The organism is Microbacterium jejuense (assembly GCF_039544225.1).
GTDB lineage: Bacteria > Actinomycetota > Actinomycetes > Actinomycetales > Microbacteriaceae > Microbacterium > Microbacterium jejuense.
In genome coordinates this window covers 216849-233408 of record NZ_BAABLG010000002.1, presented here as the reverse complement: position 1 = coordinate 233408, position 16560 = coordinate 216849, and the positions used below count along the sequence as shown (strand labels likewise).

At 71.1% G+C, this 16560-nt stretch carries 9 protein-coding genes; 6 read left to right on the top strand and 3 right to left on the bottom strand.

Annotated elements, in window-relative coordinates; translation table 11 throughout:
• Positions 1-19: 19 nt before the first annotated feature.
• From ABEA46_RS03410 to ABEA46_RS03390, 5 genes are all read left to right on the top strand, one after another.
• A complete protein-coding gene (locus ABEA46_RS03410; RefSeq protein ID WP_345542950.1) occupies positions 20-1252 on the top strand; it encodes a sugar ABC transporter substrate-binding protein in 1233 nt (410 codons plus the stop codon).
• Between the two features lie 146 nt (positions 1253-1398).
• Entirely contained in the window at positions 1399-3018 is a 1620-nt protein-coding gene (locus ABEA46_RS03405; RefSeq protein WP_345542949.1) for an ABC transporter permease subunit, read from the top strand.
• Positions 3018-3929, top strand: coding sequence for a sugar ABC transporter permease (locus ABEA46_RS03400; RefSeq protein WP_345542948.1), 912 nt, complete (start codon positions 3018-3020; stop codon positions 3927-3929). The genes ABEA46_RS03405 and ABEA46_RS03400 overlap by 1 nt, the downstream gene beginning before the upstream one ends.
• 55 nt (positions 3930-3984) lie before the next feature.
• Entirely contained in the window at positions 3985-6174 is a 2190-nt protein-coding gene (locus ABEA46_RS03395; RefSeq protein ID WP_345542947.1) for a glycosyl hydrolase 53 family protein, read from the top strand.
• 177 nt (positions 6175-6351) lie between these two features.
• The gene (locus tag ABEA46_RS03390; RefSeq protein ID WP_345542946.1) at positions 6352-11403 is read left to right on the top strand and encodes a prealbumin-like fold domain-containing protein; all 5052 of its coding nucleotides are present in this window, start codon (positions 6352-6354) and stop codon (positions 11401-11403) included.
• Here ABEA46_RS03390 and rsmI read toward each other — a convergent pair.
• On the bottom strand, positions 11376-12194 hold the full coding sequence (gene rsmI, locus ABEA46_RS03385) for a 16S rRNA (cytidine(1402)-2'-O)-methyltransferase (protein WP_345542945.1): 819 nt from the start codon (positions 12192-12194) through the stop codon (positions 11376-11378). The two genes, ABEA46_RS03390 and rsmI, sit on opposite strands and share 28 nt — an antisense overlap.
• Positions 12195-12255: 61 nt before the next feature.
• Between rsmI and ABEA46_RS03380 the strand changes: the two genes are divergently transcribed.
• Positions 12256-13839 (top strand): dolichyl-phosphate-mannose--protein mannosyltransferase, encoded by a 1584-nt coding sequence (locus ABEA46_RS03380; RefSeq protein WP_345542944.1) that lies wholly within the window; start codon positions 12256-12258, stop codon positions 13837-13839.
• Here the strand turns inward: ABEA46_RS03380 and ABEA46_RS03375 are convergent.
• Both ABEA46_RS03375 and ABEA46_RS03370 read right to left on the bottom strand, forming a co-directional pair.
• Positions 13836-15680 (bottom strand): thioredoxin domain-containing protein, encoded by a 1845-nt coding sequence (locus ABEA46_RS03375; RefSeq protein ID WP_345542943.1) that lies wholly within the window; start codon positions 15678-15680, stop codon positions 13836-13838. The genes ABEA46_RS03380 and ABEA46_RS03375 overlap by 4 nt on opposite strands.
• A gap of 28 nt (positions 15681-15708) precedes the next feature.
• On the bottom strand, positions 15709-16545 hold the full coding sequence (locus tag ABEA46_RS03370) for an aldo/keto reductase (protein WP_345542942.1): 837 nt from the start codon (positions 16543-16545) through the stop codon (positions 15709-15711).
• Positions 16546-16560 lie beyond the last annotated feature (15 nt).

The following is a 16560-nucleotide window of genomic DNA, read 5'->3' as shown; positions in this document are numbered from 1 at the left end:
ACCACCGAAAGGAAAACCCATGCGCAAGCAGATCGCATTCGGAGCGCTGGCGCTCACGGCAGCGGTCGTCCTCGCCGGCTGCGCCGGCGGCTCGAACGACGACAAGAGCAGCGACAGCTCGGGCGACAGCAGTGCCGAGCTCGTCATCTGGACCGACGAGGAGCGCCAGGCCGCCGTCAAGGACGCCGCGCAGGCCTTCGAGGACGAGACCGGCGCGAGCGTCAAGATCGTCAAGAAGAACTTCGAGGACCTCCGCAACGACTTCATCGCCCAGGTCCCCACCGGCAAGGGCCCCGACATCACTGTCGGCGCGCACGACTGGCTCGGCGCGCTCGTGGCCGCGGGCGTCGTCGACACGATCGACCTCGGCGACAAGGCGTCCGAGTTCGAGCCCGTCGCGCTGGAGGCAATGACCTACGACGGCCAGCTCTACGCACTGCCCTACTCGCTCGAGACGATCGCGCTCGTGCAGAACGCCGACCTGGTCGGCACCGAGGCACCCGCGACGTGGGACGAGATGATCCAGAAGGGTCTCGCGGCAGGCACCGAGCGTCCGTTCGTCATCAACACGAACGGCGAGACCGGCGACGGCTACACGATGTACGGCTTCCAGACGTCCTTCGGCGCTCCGGTCTTCGTGCAGGACGCGTCGGGCTCGTACACGACCGAGGTCGGCATGGGCGGCGCGGCGGGCGAGGCGTTCGCGCAGTGGCTCGGCGCCAACGGCAAGAACGGCACCGGCTACATCTCGACGACCGTCGACTACGACATCAACAACGAGCTCTTCAACACCGGCAAGGCCCCGTACACGATCCAGGGCCCCTGGGCGATCAGCGCCTACCCGGACGTGAAGAACATCGTCGTGAGCCCGATCCCGTCCGCCGGCGGCCAGCCCGCGGCGCCGTTCGTGGGTGTGCAGGGCTTCTACCTGAGCTCGCAGTCCAAGAACAAGCTGCTCGCGCAGTCGTTCCTCGTCGACTACCTCGGCACCGAGGAGGCGCAGCGCGCGCTCTACGAGGCCGACCCGCGCATCCCGGCGTGGTCGACCCTGGCCACCGAGGTCGCGTCCGACCCGATCATCGCGGGCTTCCTCGCCTCGGCGCAGAACGGCGTGCCGATGCCGAGCATCCCCGAGATGGGCTCGGTATGGGACCTGTGGAACGCCGCGCAGTCGCAGATCATCAACGGCGCCGACCCCGTGTCGACGTGGGACAAGATGGTCACCGACGTCGAGGCGGCGGTCAAGGGCTGAGCCCGCTGACCCGCAAGACCGCCGGCTGACCCCGACAGCCGGCATCCCCTCCGGGAGGCGGGCGAGTGCCTCTCCCCGCCTCCCGGACTCCATCCCTTCCTCGCCTCCCGCGCCGACGCGGGAGTCAGACCTCCAGGAGCACACGCATGACGGTGGATGCACCTCCCTCGCCGCCGGCGACCGTCGAACTCCCGCCTCGCGAATCGCACGCCCGCCGCTGGCGCGGCCCGGGCTGGGGATTCCTCGTCAAGCTCGCGCTGATGGCGCTCGTGAACGCGTTCGGCGTCATGACGCTGCTGAGCGCGTTCCGCGCCGAATCGTGGATCGTCTTCGGCGGGATGCTGGTGCTCCTGCTCGTCGCCGACCTCGTGTACTTCACGAAGCGCGCCCTGCCGCTGAAGTACCTGCTGCCCGGCCTGGTCTTCCTGCTCGTGTTCCAGGTGTTCATCTTCGGCTACACCGCCTACATCGCGTTCACCAACTACGGCACCGGTCACGCCGGCACGCAGGAGCAGGCCGTCGAGGCGGCGCTGATCCAGGGCGAGCGCCGCGTCGAGGACTCCCCCACCTATCCGCTGTCGGTGCTCCAGCGCGGCGACCAGCTCGGCTTCGCGATCGTCGACGACGAGGGCGACATCCAGGTCGGCACCGCCGACGAGCCGCTCTACCAGGTCCGCGGCGCCGAGATCGGCCAGACCGGCACGCCCACCGAGGTGCCCGGCTGGACCGTGATCCCCAAGGCCACCGTGATCACCGACGCCGACCTGCAGGCCGAGATCGCGGCGCTGCGGGTGCCCGTGTCGGACGACCCCAACGACGGCTCCATCCGCACGCGCGACGGCTCGACCGGCGCCGTCTACGAGTCGACGCTGGTGTGGGATGCCGACGCCCAGACGATCACCGACACCACGACCGGCACCGTCTACACGGCGGACGACCGCGGGTCGTTCGTCGCCGAGGACGGATCGACGCTGCCTGCCGGCTGGTACGTGAACGTCGGCTTCGACAACTTCGTGCGGATCTTCACCGACCCGGCGCTGGCGAGCACGCTGCTGTCTGTCACCGTGTGGACCTTCGTGTTCGCGACGCTGTCGGTGCTGCTGCCGTTCGCGCTCGGGCTCCTGCTCGCGCTCATCTACAACGACGCGCGGATCAAGGGGCGCCGGTTCCTGCGGACGCTGTACATCCTCCCGTACGCGTTCCCGGCGTTCATGTCGGCGCTGCTGTTCCGCGGCATGTTCAATGCCGAGTTCGGCGTGATCAACGACCTCTTCTTCTTCGGGGCGCACATCAACTGGCTGGGCGATCCGTGGCTGGCCAGGGCCGCCGTGATCTGGGTCAACCTGTGGCTCACCTACCCGTACTACTTCCTGGTGTGCACCGGCGCGCTGCAGGCGCTGCCGCAGGACACGCTCGAGGCGGCGTCGATCGACGGCGCCGGGCGCGCCCGCCAGCTGCGGTCGATCATCCTGCCGCTCGTGCTCGTCGCGACCGCGCCGCTGCTGATCTCGTCGTTCGCGTTCAGCTTCAACAACTTCACGGTCATCTACATGTTCAACAACGGCGGGCCGTCGATCCCCGGCGCACCGTACGCCCTCGGCGCCACCGACATCCTCATCTCGGCGATCTACGACATCTCCGGAGTGTCGGGCGGCGCGGCCGACTACGGTCTCGCGAGCGCCCTGTCGATCCTCGTGTTCGCGGTGGTCGGCGGCATCTCGGCGATCGCGTTCCGGCAGACCCGCAAGCTCGAGGAGTTCCAGTGATGTCCACCGCAACGACGGCCTCCGCTCCCGCCGCCACGACCGCCCGTGACCCGCGACGCGGCGCACGACGCCGGCGCTGGCTGCTCGACGTGGGCTGGAAGTACCTGCTCGCGGTCGTCGTCATCTTCTACGCGGTCTTCCCGCTGGTCTACGTGCTGTCGGCCTCGCTCAACCCGCACGGGACTCTCGCCGCCAGCAACGCCCTGTTCAGCGTCGTCGACCTGTCGAACTTCTTCGCGCTCGGCCAGACGCAGTTCTGGACGTGGGCCGGCAACACGCTGCTGATCGGCGGCATCTCGTCGGTCGGCGCCGTGCTGATGGGGGCCGCGGCCGCGTACGCGTTCTCGCGCTTCCGGTTCTCGGGCCGCCGTGCGGGCCTGACCGGTCTGCTCATCATCCAGATGTTCCCGCAGGCGCTCGCGTTCGTCGCGATCTTCCTGATGCTGCTGACGCTCGGCGAGGTGGTGCCGGCACTGGGACTCAACTCCAAGATCGCGCTCATCTGCGTGTACCTGGGCGGCGCTCTGGGCGTCAACACGTTCCTCATGTATGGCTTCTTCAACACCGTCCCGATCGAGATCGACGAGTCGGCGAAGATCGACGGCGCCACGCACGCGCAGATCTTCTGGCGGCTCATCATGCCGCTGGTGACGCCGATCCTCGCGGTTGTGGCGCTGCTGGCCTTCATCGCCGCGTTCGGCGACTACATCATCGCCAAGATCGTCCTGGTCTCCGAGGAGAACTGGACCCTCGCGGTCGGCATGTACCAGTGGGTGTCGAACCAGCTGGCATCCAACTGGGGCCTGTTCGCGGCCGGCGCCGTGATCGCCGCGATCCCCGTCCTCGTCCTGTTCCTGTCGCTGCAGCGCTACATCGTCGGCGGCCTCACCGCGGGTTCGGTCAAGGGCTGACCCGCCGCGCCGGTGCGCCCGGCATCCATGCAGTCATTCAGAGAGGAATGCGAACGTGCAGCGAACGACATCCCGAACCCGGAGGGCTGTGCTCGGCGCCGCCGTCGCAGTGACCCTCGTCGCGGGTGCCGCGGCACCGGCCGCGTGGGCGGCCGCCGGCGATGACCCCGTGGACGCCGGCATCTTCGTCGACCGGGTCGACGGACTGACCGACGACTTCGCGATGGGGGTCGACGTCTCGACCGTCCTCTCGCTCGAAGCGAGCGGAGTGGTGTTCCGGGATGCCGCCGGCCGGCCGGCCGACGTCTTCGAGGTGCTCGCCGACAACGGCGTGAACTCGGTGCGCGTGCGGGTCTGGAACGACCCCTACGACGCATCGGGCGGCGGCTACGGCGGCGGGACTGTCGACGTCAACCGCGCCGTCGAGATCGGTGAGCGTGCGACAGCGGCGGGCCTGGACGTCCTGGTCGACTTCCACTATTCCGACTTCTGGGCCGACCCGGCGCGTCAGCTCGCGCCGAAGGCCTGGGCCGCGCTGGACGACGCCGCCACCGTGACCGCGCTGCACGACTTCACGGCGGACGCGCTCCAGCGCTTCGAGGACGCCGGCGTCGATGTGCGCATGGTCCAGATCGGCAACGAGACCAACAACGCGATCGCCGGCCACACGCGCGCCGGGCGCGCGATCGACGAGCAGTTCGCCGCCCTGGTGTCGGCGGGCAGCGCCGCGGTGCGCGAGGTGCTCCCGGACGCGCTGGTCGCAGTCCACTTCACGAACCCCGAGACACCGGGCCGGTACGCCGAGTACGCGGCGGGTCTCGCGCAGTACGGCGTGGACTACGACGTCTTCGCGAGCTCGTACTACCCGTACTGGCACGGCACGCTCGACAACCTGACCACGGTGCTGTCGCAGGTCGCCACGACCTACGACAAGAAGGTCACGGTCGCCGAGACGAGCTGGGCGCGCACGCTCGACGACGGCGACGGCTACCCGAACGTCATCGGCGCGAGCGGCACCACCAGCCAGTACCCCGTCAGCGTGCAGGGGCAGGCCTGGGAGCTGCGCGACGTGATCGCGGCGGTCGCGGCCGTCGGCGATGCCGGCGTGGGCGTGTACTACTGGGAGCCGGCATGGCTGCCGGTGGGTCCGGCCGACCAGGTCGATGCGAACCGCCTGCTGTGGGAGCAGTACGGCTCGGGCTGGGCCGCAAGCGCGGCGAGCGGCTACGACCCGCTGCACGTCGGCGACTCCTACGGCGGGTCGGCGTGGGACAACCAGTCGCTCTTCGCCTGGGACGGCACGCCGCTGGAGTCGCTGCGCACCTTCGCATACGTCCGCACCGGCGCGGTCGCCCCGCGCGAGGTCGTGGCCGTCCAGCAGGTGTCGCTGACTGTCGTCGACGGCTCTCCCGTCGAGCTCCCGGCCGCGGTCGAGGTGTCGTACAACGACCGGACGAGCGAGCGGCAGGACGTGACGTGGAGCCGCGCCGTCGACTGGATCCGCGGTCCCGGGCACTACGCGATCCCCGGGCGGACGGCATCCGGCCTCACCCTGACCGCCGACGTCACCGTCGCGGCGGCGAACCACGTCGTCAACGGAGGGTTCGAGGACGCCGACATGAGCGCGTGGCGCCTCACCGACCCCGCCGCCCGTCAAGAGACCGCCGACGCCGCGGTCGGCGACCACGCCGTCACGTTCTGGAGCGGCTGGGCCTACCAGACGTCGGCGTCGCAGACGGTGACGGGCGTGCCGGCCGGCACGTACGTGCTGCAGGCGACGACGCAGGGCACGAACAGCCCCGCGACTGACACGCGCACGCTGACGGCCCGCACGTCCGCGGGCACGTGGACCGCACCGATGGCGTTGACCGTGTGGAACGACTTCCACACCGCCACTGTCGCCGGCATCGTCGTGGGCGCCGACGGCGTGGTCGAGATCTCGGCGGACTTCTCGCTCACGGCCGGAGCATGGGGCGTGCTCGACGACGTGCGGCTGGTGGACGCCGCCTCGGCGGGCGGTGGCGAGCCGATCGACAAGTCCGCTGTCCAGCAGGCGCTCGCCACGGCCGCCGCCGTGGACCGGGCGCGCTACACGGCGGCCTCGCTCGCACAGCTCGATGAGTCGACGGCGATCGGCGAGGTCGTGGTCGCGGCCTCGCAGGCGTCGGCGCGCGAGGTGAAGGACGCGGCGAAGCTCGTGGTGAAGGCCGTGCACCAGCTGAAGGTCGTCAAGACGAAGGGCTGAGGGATGCCGGCCCCCGGTGCCGTCGGCGCCGGGGCCGACATCACCCGCGGCGGGTGAACGCCGCCGAGACCAGGCATTCCCCCTCGTCTGGACCGGCGCGGTCGGCTAGGGTCTGGAATCACGACGCGTGCGGGTCCACGGGTGGGGAGGACGTGCGCACGCCCTGGAGGGATGTCGATGCGCAGGATCCAGCTGGTCTCACTCGTCGTCGTCGGTGCGCTGATCGGCGCGCTGGCCGCCCCCTTCGGCGTCGCGGGTGCCGCGACGGCCGCGACTCTGCAGCCCAGCGGGCTGCAGACCGGCATGCAGATCGACGGCGACAAGACCGGCGGAACCCCGCCGAACACCTTTGACTGGAACTCGTTCCTCAGCGCCCCGCAGGCCGACGGGACCTACTCGTTCACTCCCACGGGCTCGTACACCACCGCGCAGGGCAATCGCTCGACGGGCATCCTGGATGCGAAGTTCGAGTGGGACAACGGCACCCTCGCCGACGCGTGCGAGTCCACCACGCTCGATGCGACAGGCTCGCCCGGCAGCCAGACGCCGAACACGAACCCGTGGGCGCCCGGCCCGCAGAACACCAATGCCAAAGGCGACCTCTGCAGCACGGCCTCCGCGTACGAGGTCGTCGCCGACGCGCAGGGCGTCCGTCACGCGGTGCTGTACTCGTACTGGACGCGCGCCGTCGGCAACGGCAGCCTCAGCGTGCTGCAGGTGCTCGAAGGCGCCGCGGTCGGTCGCTGCGACGACGTCATGGTCGTGTTCGACTACGACTCCAGCACCAGCACCGCCACCATGCACACGAGGGCGTGGGTGCCCAGCGCCGGCGACGCCTGCGCCAATCCGAACGGCACCGGGGCGTGGGTCAGCACCGGCAGGGTCATCGAGACGGCCTGGGCGGTCGGCGTCCGCGCCGAGGGGCCACCGCTCGGCAACCAGTCACAGGCCACGTTCGGCGAGTTCGCTGTCGACCTCACCGCCGCCGGGCTGCTCAGCCCCACGCAGTGCTCCAGCTTCCGCGTGACGACGGCACTCACCCGCACCGGGGCGGACTTCACGGCGCAGACGCAGGACTACTTCCTGGCCGATGACCCGCTGGTGATCGCTAACTGCGGTGCGCTGACGGTGACCAAGAGGGCGGTCCCGGCCGATGTCACGAGCACTGACCGGTTCCCGTATGCTGTCGCCCGCGTGGACGGCGGCATCGTCCTGCCGGCGACCGCGGCGACAAGCATCCAGGACGACCTCGGCATCGGCGAGACCGACACGTTCTCGGGGGTGCTGTCGGCCACGGACTACCGGCTCTCAGAGGTGGTCTCGGGGCCATGGGCGCAGCAGTCCCTGGTGTGCACCACTGCCCAGCCGGGCACCGGAGCCCTGCTCACATTCGTCCTCGACGATCCTTCCGACACATTCCCGGTCTATCCCTCGTCGAGGACGGACTGCGTCATCACGAACGCGATCTCGACGGTCACGGTGACCAAGCAGACGCTGCCCGACGGCTCGACGCAGCCATTCGTGTTCGACATCGGCGGGAACCCCGCCGCGCTCAGCGACGGTCAGAGCGCGACCTTCACGTTCGCCCCCGGGTCGACCGTCGACATCACCGAGACGATCCCCGACGGCTGGATGGCGGGCCCCGACATCGTGTGCACCGACGCCGGCGCCGTCATCAGCGAGTCCGACGCCTTCGCCGAGGTGACCACCGTCGCGGGGGCCGACGTGCAGTGCACCTTCACCAACACGCAGCTGGGCGACATCTCGATCAGCAAAGAGGCGATCGGCACCGATCCGAACACCTCCTTCGAGTTCACGGGCACCTGGCCGGGCGGCGAGACGTTCTCGATCAACGCCGAGGTCGGCGACGGCACGAACTATTACCAGGACTTCACCGGGATCCCGCCGGGGCACTACACGGTCTCCGAGACCGGCGACCGCCATGGGACGCTGATCGGGTCGCTCATCTGCACGATCGGCGGCGTCGACACCGTCTTCCCCGCCGGGACGACCGCCGCCGAGTTCGATCTCGCGCCCGGCGACACCGTCACCTGCTACTTCGTGAACGTCGTGCCCGGACACATCCTCGTGGTGAAAGAGACCGACCCGTTCGAGTACGACCAGGACTTCCTGTTCGACTTCGGCCCGGCCGGCGAGGACCCCACCGATCAGTTCACGCTGAACCCGCGGCCCGGGTTCGCGACGTGGGACAGCCCGAGCCTGCCGGCCGGCAGCTACGACATCACCGAACTGCTGAGCGACCTCCCGGACTGGGAGCTGACGGACATCACGTGCGACGTGTCGGACGGCGGCAGCTCGACCGTCGACCTCGAGACGCTCACGGCGACGGTCGACCTGCCCGATCAGGGAATCGCCCAGTGCGTCTTCCACAACACCGCCGCGCGCGGCACGCTGAACCTGTCGAAGACCGTCACCGGGCTCGCCGGCGGCACGCCGTGGTCGTTCGACTTCGCGTTCACCGGCTCCGACGGTTCGTCGCAGTCCGTCACCGTGTCCTCCGCCGACCCGTCGGTGTCGTTCACCCAGCTCGTCCCCGGGGTCACCTACAGCCTGGACGAGACGCTGCCTGCCGGGTGGGACGGCACGCTCACGTGCGGCCTGGCGGATGCCGCGACCACGCTCGGATGGCAGTTCACCTTGGCGCCGGGCGACGAGATCACGTGCACGGCCGAGAACACGGCGGCACCGGCATCCGTCTCGGTGGCCAAGACAGTGACCGGGGTGACCGACGACCTCCCCTGGGAGTTCGACTTCACCCTGACCCCGCCCGACGGCGTGCTCCCGGCAGGCGGCGTGCAGACGATCTCGGGCACGGGACCGACCTCGCAGACGGCGACGTGGACGAGCCTCCTGCCCGGCCAGACGTACACGATCGCCGAGCAGGCCGAGCCGGGGTGGGCAGCCGGCGAGCTCACCTGCACGGGGATCGAGGATGCCGACACAGACCCGCTGACAGTCACGTTCGTCGCCCAGCCCGGCCAGGCGCTCGAGTGCGCCATCACCAACGAGCCCGAGTCGATCGACATCAGCATCACGAAGACCGCGCTGGCCGGCGACGGCACGTTCCAGTTCATCCTGACACCGCTGGACCCTGTGGCGCCCGCCCTGGTGTCCTCGGTGCTCACGGCGGACGGCACCGGCGTCGCCACGTTCACCGGCCTCGCGCCGCGCGGGCTGTACTCGCTCGTCGAGCGCGAGATCCCGGGATGGGTGCAGGGCGAGCTGGCCTGTACCGTGACCCACGCCGACGGCGCCTCCGAGCCCCTCGACGTGACCGGATTCCGCGTCGCCCCCGGCGACCAGATCGCGTGTGGCATCGAGAACACCGCGACCCCGGCGACGCTGTCGGTCACCAAGATCGTGACCGATGTCCCGGACGGCTTCGCCTGGTCGTTCCCGTTCGCGCTGACGCCTGCCGACGGGGTCACGCCCGACGGCGGCACGCAGGCGATCTCGGGCACCGGCCCGTCGTCAGAGACCGCGACGTGGACCGGGCTGCGCCCCGGCCGGACCTACACGATCACCGAGCAGCCGGTGCCCGGCTGGCAGCCCAGCCCCTTCGTCTGCGAGGGCGTCGAGGACTCGGACGACGACCCAGCCAGCGTCACCTTCATCGCGCAGGCGGGCACCTCCTTCGATTGCGTGATCGCGAACGCGCCGGACCCGGTCAGCGTGACGATCGACAAGTCGACGGTCGCCGGCGACGGCACGTTCGACTTCGTGCTCACCCCGACCGATCCGGCCGGCGACCCGATCGACGCATCGGTCACCACAGTCGACGGCGCCGGCACCACGACGCTGGACGACGTCCCGCCGGGCCGGTACACGCTCACCGAGAGCGGCGCCGCCGGGTGGGTCGCCGGCGACCTCGCGTGCACGCTGACCCGCAGCGGCGAGACCTCGCCGGCGGACGCCGCGGACCTCGATCTGCAGCCGGGGGACGCCCTCGCGTGCGGCATCCAGAACACCGCCACCGGTCGCATCGTGGTGGTGAAGGACGTCGACGGCGACGACGGCACGTTCGACTTCACGGGCGGCTGGCTCGACCCCGAGGACTTCTCGATCACGACGGCCGACGGCACCGGCTCCGCGACGTTCGAGGACGTCGCACCGGGCTCGTACGAGCTGGCCGAGGTCGCCCGCGACGGCTTCGACGCCACTGCCCTGGCGTGCGCCGACGGCGATGCCGACGGCACGGCATCGACCGTCGACGACCTGGTCGGCGCCGTCAATGTCGACCCGGGCGAGACCGTGGTCTGCACGTTCACGAACACCCAGTGGGGTTCGCTGATCGTCGACAAGACCACTCTTCCCGCCGGCTCGACACAGGAGTTCGCCTTCGAGTGGGGCCCGGACGGCGAGGAGTTCGCCCTCACCGATGCGGCCGACCCCTATTCGACAGGGCTGATCGCGCCCGGGACGTACACCGTGACCGAGACCAGCACGCTCGACGGCTGGCAGCTGGGCGCCATCCAGTGCACCGGCGCCGACGGCGATCCGGTGGTCGACGGCCCGTCGGTCACGGTCGACGTGCCGCTGCAGGGGACGGTCTTCTGCACGTTCGTCAATGCGTACCGTGCGCCGCTCGAGATCGAGAAGACGGTGTCATCGGGTCCGACGCTCCAGGACGACGGCACGTACGTGATCGGCTACACCGTCACCGTCGCCAATCCGGGCGGCGTCGCCGACGTCTACGACCTCGACGACGCGCTGCGCTTCGGCGAGGGCGTCACGGTGACGGCGGCATCCGTCACCTCCGCCGACGGCGTGACGGTGGACCCGAGCTGGAACGGCCTCGACGCCGTCCGGGTGACCTCAGGCGCCACGATCGAGGCGGGCGACACGCACGCGTTCGCGGTGACCGCGACGGTGACGGTGGCCTCCACCATCACCCCCGAGCAGGCCGACTGCAACCGGAGCTCCGAGACCGAGGGCACCGGTCTGCTCAACACCGCGATGATCGCCTTCACCGACGGGGATGCCTCCACGACGGCATGTGCGCCGGTGCCGCCGCTGGAGCCCCCGGTGCCGCCGATCCCGCCGGAGCCTCCCGTGCCGCCGATCCCGCCGGTGCCCCCGGTCCCCCCGCTGCCGCCGACCGGAATGACGCTCGACGCCCTGTGGCTGGGACTGGCGCTGCTCGCCGGCGGCGTGGCTGTCATGATCGTGCGCCGGAGGCGTCACCCGCGCACGGCGAGCGACGCCTGATACAGCTCGCGGCTGGAGTGTCCGGTCAGTCCGGACACTTCGGCCGCGGCATCCTTCAGCCGCATGCCGTCGCGGACGAGCTCGAGCACCTGGGTGACGGCATCGGGGAACGCGACCCCGCGCGCAGGCGCGCCCGCCACGACGATGACGAGCTCGCCGCGGACGCCGGGCTGTGCCCAGGCGGCGAGTTCGGTGAGCGTGCCGCGCGCGATCTCCTCGTGCAGCTTGGTCAGCTCGCGGCAGACCGCCGCGCGACGGTCCTCTCCGAACTCGGCCGCCATGTCGGCGAGGGTGGATGCCACCCGCGACGGCGCCTCGAAGAACACCATCGTGCGCGGCTCCGCCGCCAGCGCCCGGAGCGTCGAGGCGCGCTCCCCCGCCTTGCGCGGCACGAACCCCTCGAAGCTGAAGCGGTCGGTCGGCAGGCCCGAGACGGCGAGCGCGGTGACGACCGCGCTCGGGCCCGGGATCACCGTCACGACCACGCCCGCCTCGGCGGCCGCGGCGACGACGCCGTAGCCTGGGTCGCTGACTGTCGGCATGCCGGCGTCGCTGAGCACGAGGACGTCCTGGTCGCGGGCGAGCTCGACGATCTCGGGCGCCCGGTCCTTCTCGTTGTGGTCGTGCAGGGCGATGAGCCGCGGCCGGTTCGCGATCCCGAGGGCCGCGAGCAGGCGCTGGGTCGTGCGGGTGTCTTCGGCGGCCACGACGGTGGCGGCTTCGAGCGCCTCGACGAGCCGGCGGGACGCGTCCCCGAGGTTGCCGATGGGAGTGGCCGCGAGGATGATCACGTCCTCAGCCTAGACTCGGCCCTCCCAGGTTGCTCCGGGCGCGACGCCTAGACTGGGCCGGGTGACGGATGCCCCGCGGCTCGAGGCCGACCAGCCTGCCGCGCCCCTTCTGCCTCCCCCGCGCCCGACCCTCTACGACCGGTTCGCGACGAGCGTGGCCGCAAGCCCGCGGGCGCAGCGCCTGTACCGATGGCTCGGCCCGGCTCTGGTCGTCGTGCTCGCCGGCATCCTGCGGCTGTGGAACCTCGGCGCCGCGCACGATCTGATGAACCAGTTCGACGAGACGTACTACGTCAAGGACGCCTGGTCGATGCTGCACCTCGGCTACGAGGGCTCTTGGCCGTCGGACGGCAACGCGAGCTTCCTCGCGGGCGACCCGAACGTCTTCACGTCGAACCCGTCCTTCGTGGTGCATCCGCCGCTGGGCAAGTGGATCATCGGACTGGGGATGCTCGTGCTCGGCCCGGAGTCCGGCTGGGGCTGGCGCATCACGACCGCGCTGCTGGGCACCGCCTCGGTGCTGCTGCTGATGCTGATCGCCAAGCGCCTGACGCGCTCGACGACCTTCGCCGTCGTCGCCGGACTGCTGATGGCCGTCGACGGCCTGGCGATCTCGATGAGCCGCATCGCATTGCTCGACACGTCGCTGACGTTCTTCGTGCTGCTGGCGATCCTGTTCGTGATCCGTGACCGCGAGCGCACGATGACCCGCATCGCGGCGACGGTGGCCGCCCGCTACGACGGCGATGAGCCGCCGTCCTGGGGTCCGATCCTGTGGAACCGCCCGTGGCTCATCGCGGCCGGCGCGGCCCTCGGCGCCGCGAGCGCCGTGAAGTGGTCGGGCGCGTGGGTCCTGGCGGGACTCGGCGTGTACCTCGTGGTCACCGACGCGCTCGCACGCCGGCGCGCCGGGGTCGTGTTCTGGCCGACGGATGCCGTGCGTCAGGGGCTCGCGACGTTCGTGCTGTTCGTCCCGGTCGCCCTCGGCGTCTACCTCGCGTCGTGGACCGGGTGGCTCGTCACCGACGGCGGCTACGATCGCCAGTCCGGCAGCAACGCGCTGCAGAGTCTGTGGCTGTACCACGAGGCGATGTACCGGTCGACGTCGCAGATCACCTCCGGGCACACCTACGCGAGCCCGGCCTGGCAGTGGCCGCTGCTGGTGCGCCCGACGGGCGTGTACTGGCACCACGACGCGTTCGGAGTGAACGGGTGCGAAGCGGCGAACGGGTGCTCCGAGGTGATCTCGACCATCCCGAACCCGCTCATCTGGTACGCGGGCGTCGCCGCCGTGCTGTACCTGGCGTACCGGTTCTTCCGCACGCGGGACTGGCGCTACGCGCTCGTGCTCACGGGAGTCGCCGTGACCTACGTGCCGTGGCTCTTCCTGCCCGCGCGCACCGTCTTCCAGTTCTACACGGTGCTGATCCTGCCGTTCATGCTGCTCGCTCTGACGTTCGCGCTGAGAGACATCGCCGGCCCACCCGACGCGACCGCGTACCGGCGCACGACGGGTCAGCGGCTGGTGATCGTGTTCCTGGGCGTGGCGCTCGCGCTGTCGGCCTTCTGGTATCCCGTGATCTCGGCCATGGACGTCACGTACGACTTCTGGCACCTGCACGCCTGGATGAACAGCTGGATCTAGGGCACGAGCTCGGCGGGGTCGGTGACCGGCAGCCGGCACGCGAAGTCCCGGCAGTCGTACGCGGTCGCGAGCCCCTCGCGCAGGCCCTTGTCGGCGAACAGCCCGAACCCGGCGGCGGCCCACGCGGCCGCCTGCTCCGGGCTGACCACCGCGAACAGATCGGCGGGGATGCCGCGCGCCGCCGCCGCAAGGCCGGCATCCCGGTCGGGGGTCACGACGACGACCTGCCGCGGCGCGACCGCGAGGATCGAGGCCGCCCGCAGCAGCGCGCCGTACGCGAGGGGCTGCGCGAGCGCCGCGGCGGCGTGCGCGGCCACGAGGCGCTCCGCCCGCTGCCGGTGGTCGTCCGCGCCGAGCAGCCATAGCGCGACGGCCGCACCCGCAAGCGCTGCGGCGCCGGACGGCTCGTCCGCGTCGGAGGCGGCATCCGGGACACCGATGCCCTGCTGCGCGAGCACCGGGTCTCCTCCGCCGGGCACCGCGGCCTGCCCGTCGTCGTCGACGCAGGCCTCGACGAGCTCGCGCGCCCGGACGGCGTACGCCACCTCGCCGGTGGCCAGCGCCAGGGCGATCAGGCCCGCCGCCAGCTCGCCGTGGTCGGCGAGCGTGGCGGGCGATCGTGACGGGATCTCGTCGAGCGAGGCGCGCACGAGCCCGCCCTCGGCGCTCGTGCCGGCCTCCAGCACGGCGTCGGCGGCCCAGCGCGCGGCTTCGATCCAGCTGGGTTCGCCCAGTCGTGCGCCGGCGCGCGCGAGGGCGCCGATCGCCAGCCCGTTCCAGCCGGTCACGACCTTGCCGTCCACGGCCGGGGGTTCCAGGTCCGCACGGCCGCGGGCATCCCGCAGGTAGTACCCGCCCTCGCTGCGCGCGCCGTCGATCCACGACTCGGAGTCCTGCGCGGCGCCGAAGCCGCCGCCGGGCTGCTGCAGCACGTCGATCAGGAAGGCGGCGATCCCGCGCACGATCCCGGGCTGCGGCGGCACGGTATCGAGGGCGACCTCGAGCAGCTGCGCGTTGTCGGTCAGCATGCGCTCGTAGTGGGGCACGGTCCAGTCCGGTCGCGTCGCGTACCGGAAGAACCCGCCCTCGACCGGGTCGCGCAGGGGCGAGGACGCCATCGCCACGAGCGCACGGTCGGCGACGGCCGCCGCATCGGCCGCGCCCTCGCGGACGACCCGCGCCTGCAGGAAGCGCAGTGCCGTGGCGACCGGGAACTTCGGCGCCGGGGCGGCGGGATCGCCGAACCCGCCGTGACGCGGGTCCTCACGCGCGGCGAGCGCGTGAGCGGCGACGACGAGCGCCTCGGCGGACGGTGAGTCCGTTTCCGCCGCGGCGCTCGTGCGCGCCTCGGCGAGCGCGTCCGCGATCGCGTCCGCGGTCCGGTCGATCTCTTCGCGCCGCTCGGCCCATGCCTCTCGCACGGCTGCGAGCACCTGGCGGAACGCCGGGATGCCGGCGCGCGGCGCCGGCGGGAAGTAGGTCCCCGCGTAGAACGGGCGGCCCTGCGGCGTGACGAACACCGTGAGCGGCCAGCCGAGGTGCGGGGTGAAGGCGGACGCCGCGGCCAGGTACGCGGCGTCGACCTCGGGATGCTCTTCGCGGTCGACCTTGATCGACACGAACCCGTCGTCGAGCTCGGCGGCGGTCGCGGGGTCCTCGAACGACTCCCGGGCCATCACGTGGCACCAGTGGCAGGTCGAGTACCCGATCGACACCATGACGGGCACGTCGCGCCGCCGAGCCTCGGTGAACGCCTCCTCGCCCCACGGAAACCACCCGACCGGATTGCCCGCGTGGGCTCTCAGGTACGGGCTCGTGGCATCCGCGAGGCGAGGGTTCACGGCATCCGCTCCGGCAGGGGGTCCGGCGTCAGTTGACCTCGTCGGGGTGCGAGCTCACGCGGCCCGAGCCGTCGCCCGTGTCCATGGCGTCGATCGCGGCGATCTCGTCGGCCGTCAGCTCGAAGTCGAAGACGTCGAGGTTCTCCTGCAGGCGTTCGCGGCGCACCGACTTCGGGAAGACGATGTACCCCTTCTGCAGGTGCCACCGCAGCACGGCCTGCGCCGGCGTCTTGCCGTGGGCCGCAGCCGCTGCGGCGACGGGCTCCGCTCCGAACAGGTCGTACTTGCCCTGACCGAGGGGGCCCCACGACTCGATCCGCACGTCGTGCGCGGCTGCCCAGTCGGTGATGTCACGCTGCTGGTACGCCGGGTGCAGCTCGATCTGGTTCACGGCCGGCACGACGCCGGTCGCGGCGACGATGCGCTCCAGGTGCGGCACGAGGTGGTTCGACACGCCGACGCTGCGGGCGAGCCCCTGGCCGCGCAGCTCGACGAGCTTCTCCCACGCGTGCACGTAGTTGTCGTGCGCGGGCGCGGGCCAGTGCACGAGGTACAGGTCGACCTGGTCGAGCCCGAGCTTCTCGAGGCTCTCGGCGAGGGCGGCGTTCGGCTCGTCGCCGGCCTGGCGGTCGTTCCAGAGCTTGGTGGTGATGAAGAGGTCGTCGCGGGCGATGCCGCTGGCGGCGATGGCCGCGCCCACGCCCTCTTCGTTGCCGTAGATCGCGGCGGTGTCGATGTGACGGTAGCCGACCTCGAGCGCCTCGCTCACGGCCCGCTCCGTGTCGGCCGGCGGCACCCGGAAGACGCCGTAGCCGAGCTGCGGGATCTGGTTGCCGTCGTTGAGGGTCACGCTGGGGACTGTCATGCATCCAGCCTAGAA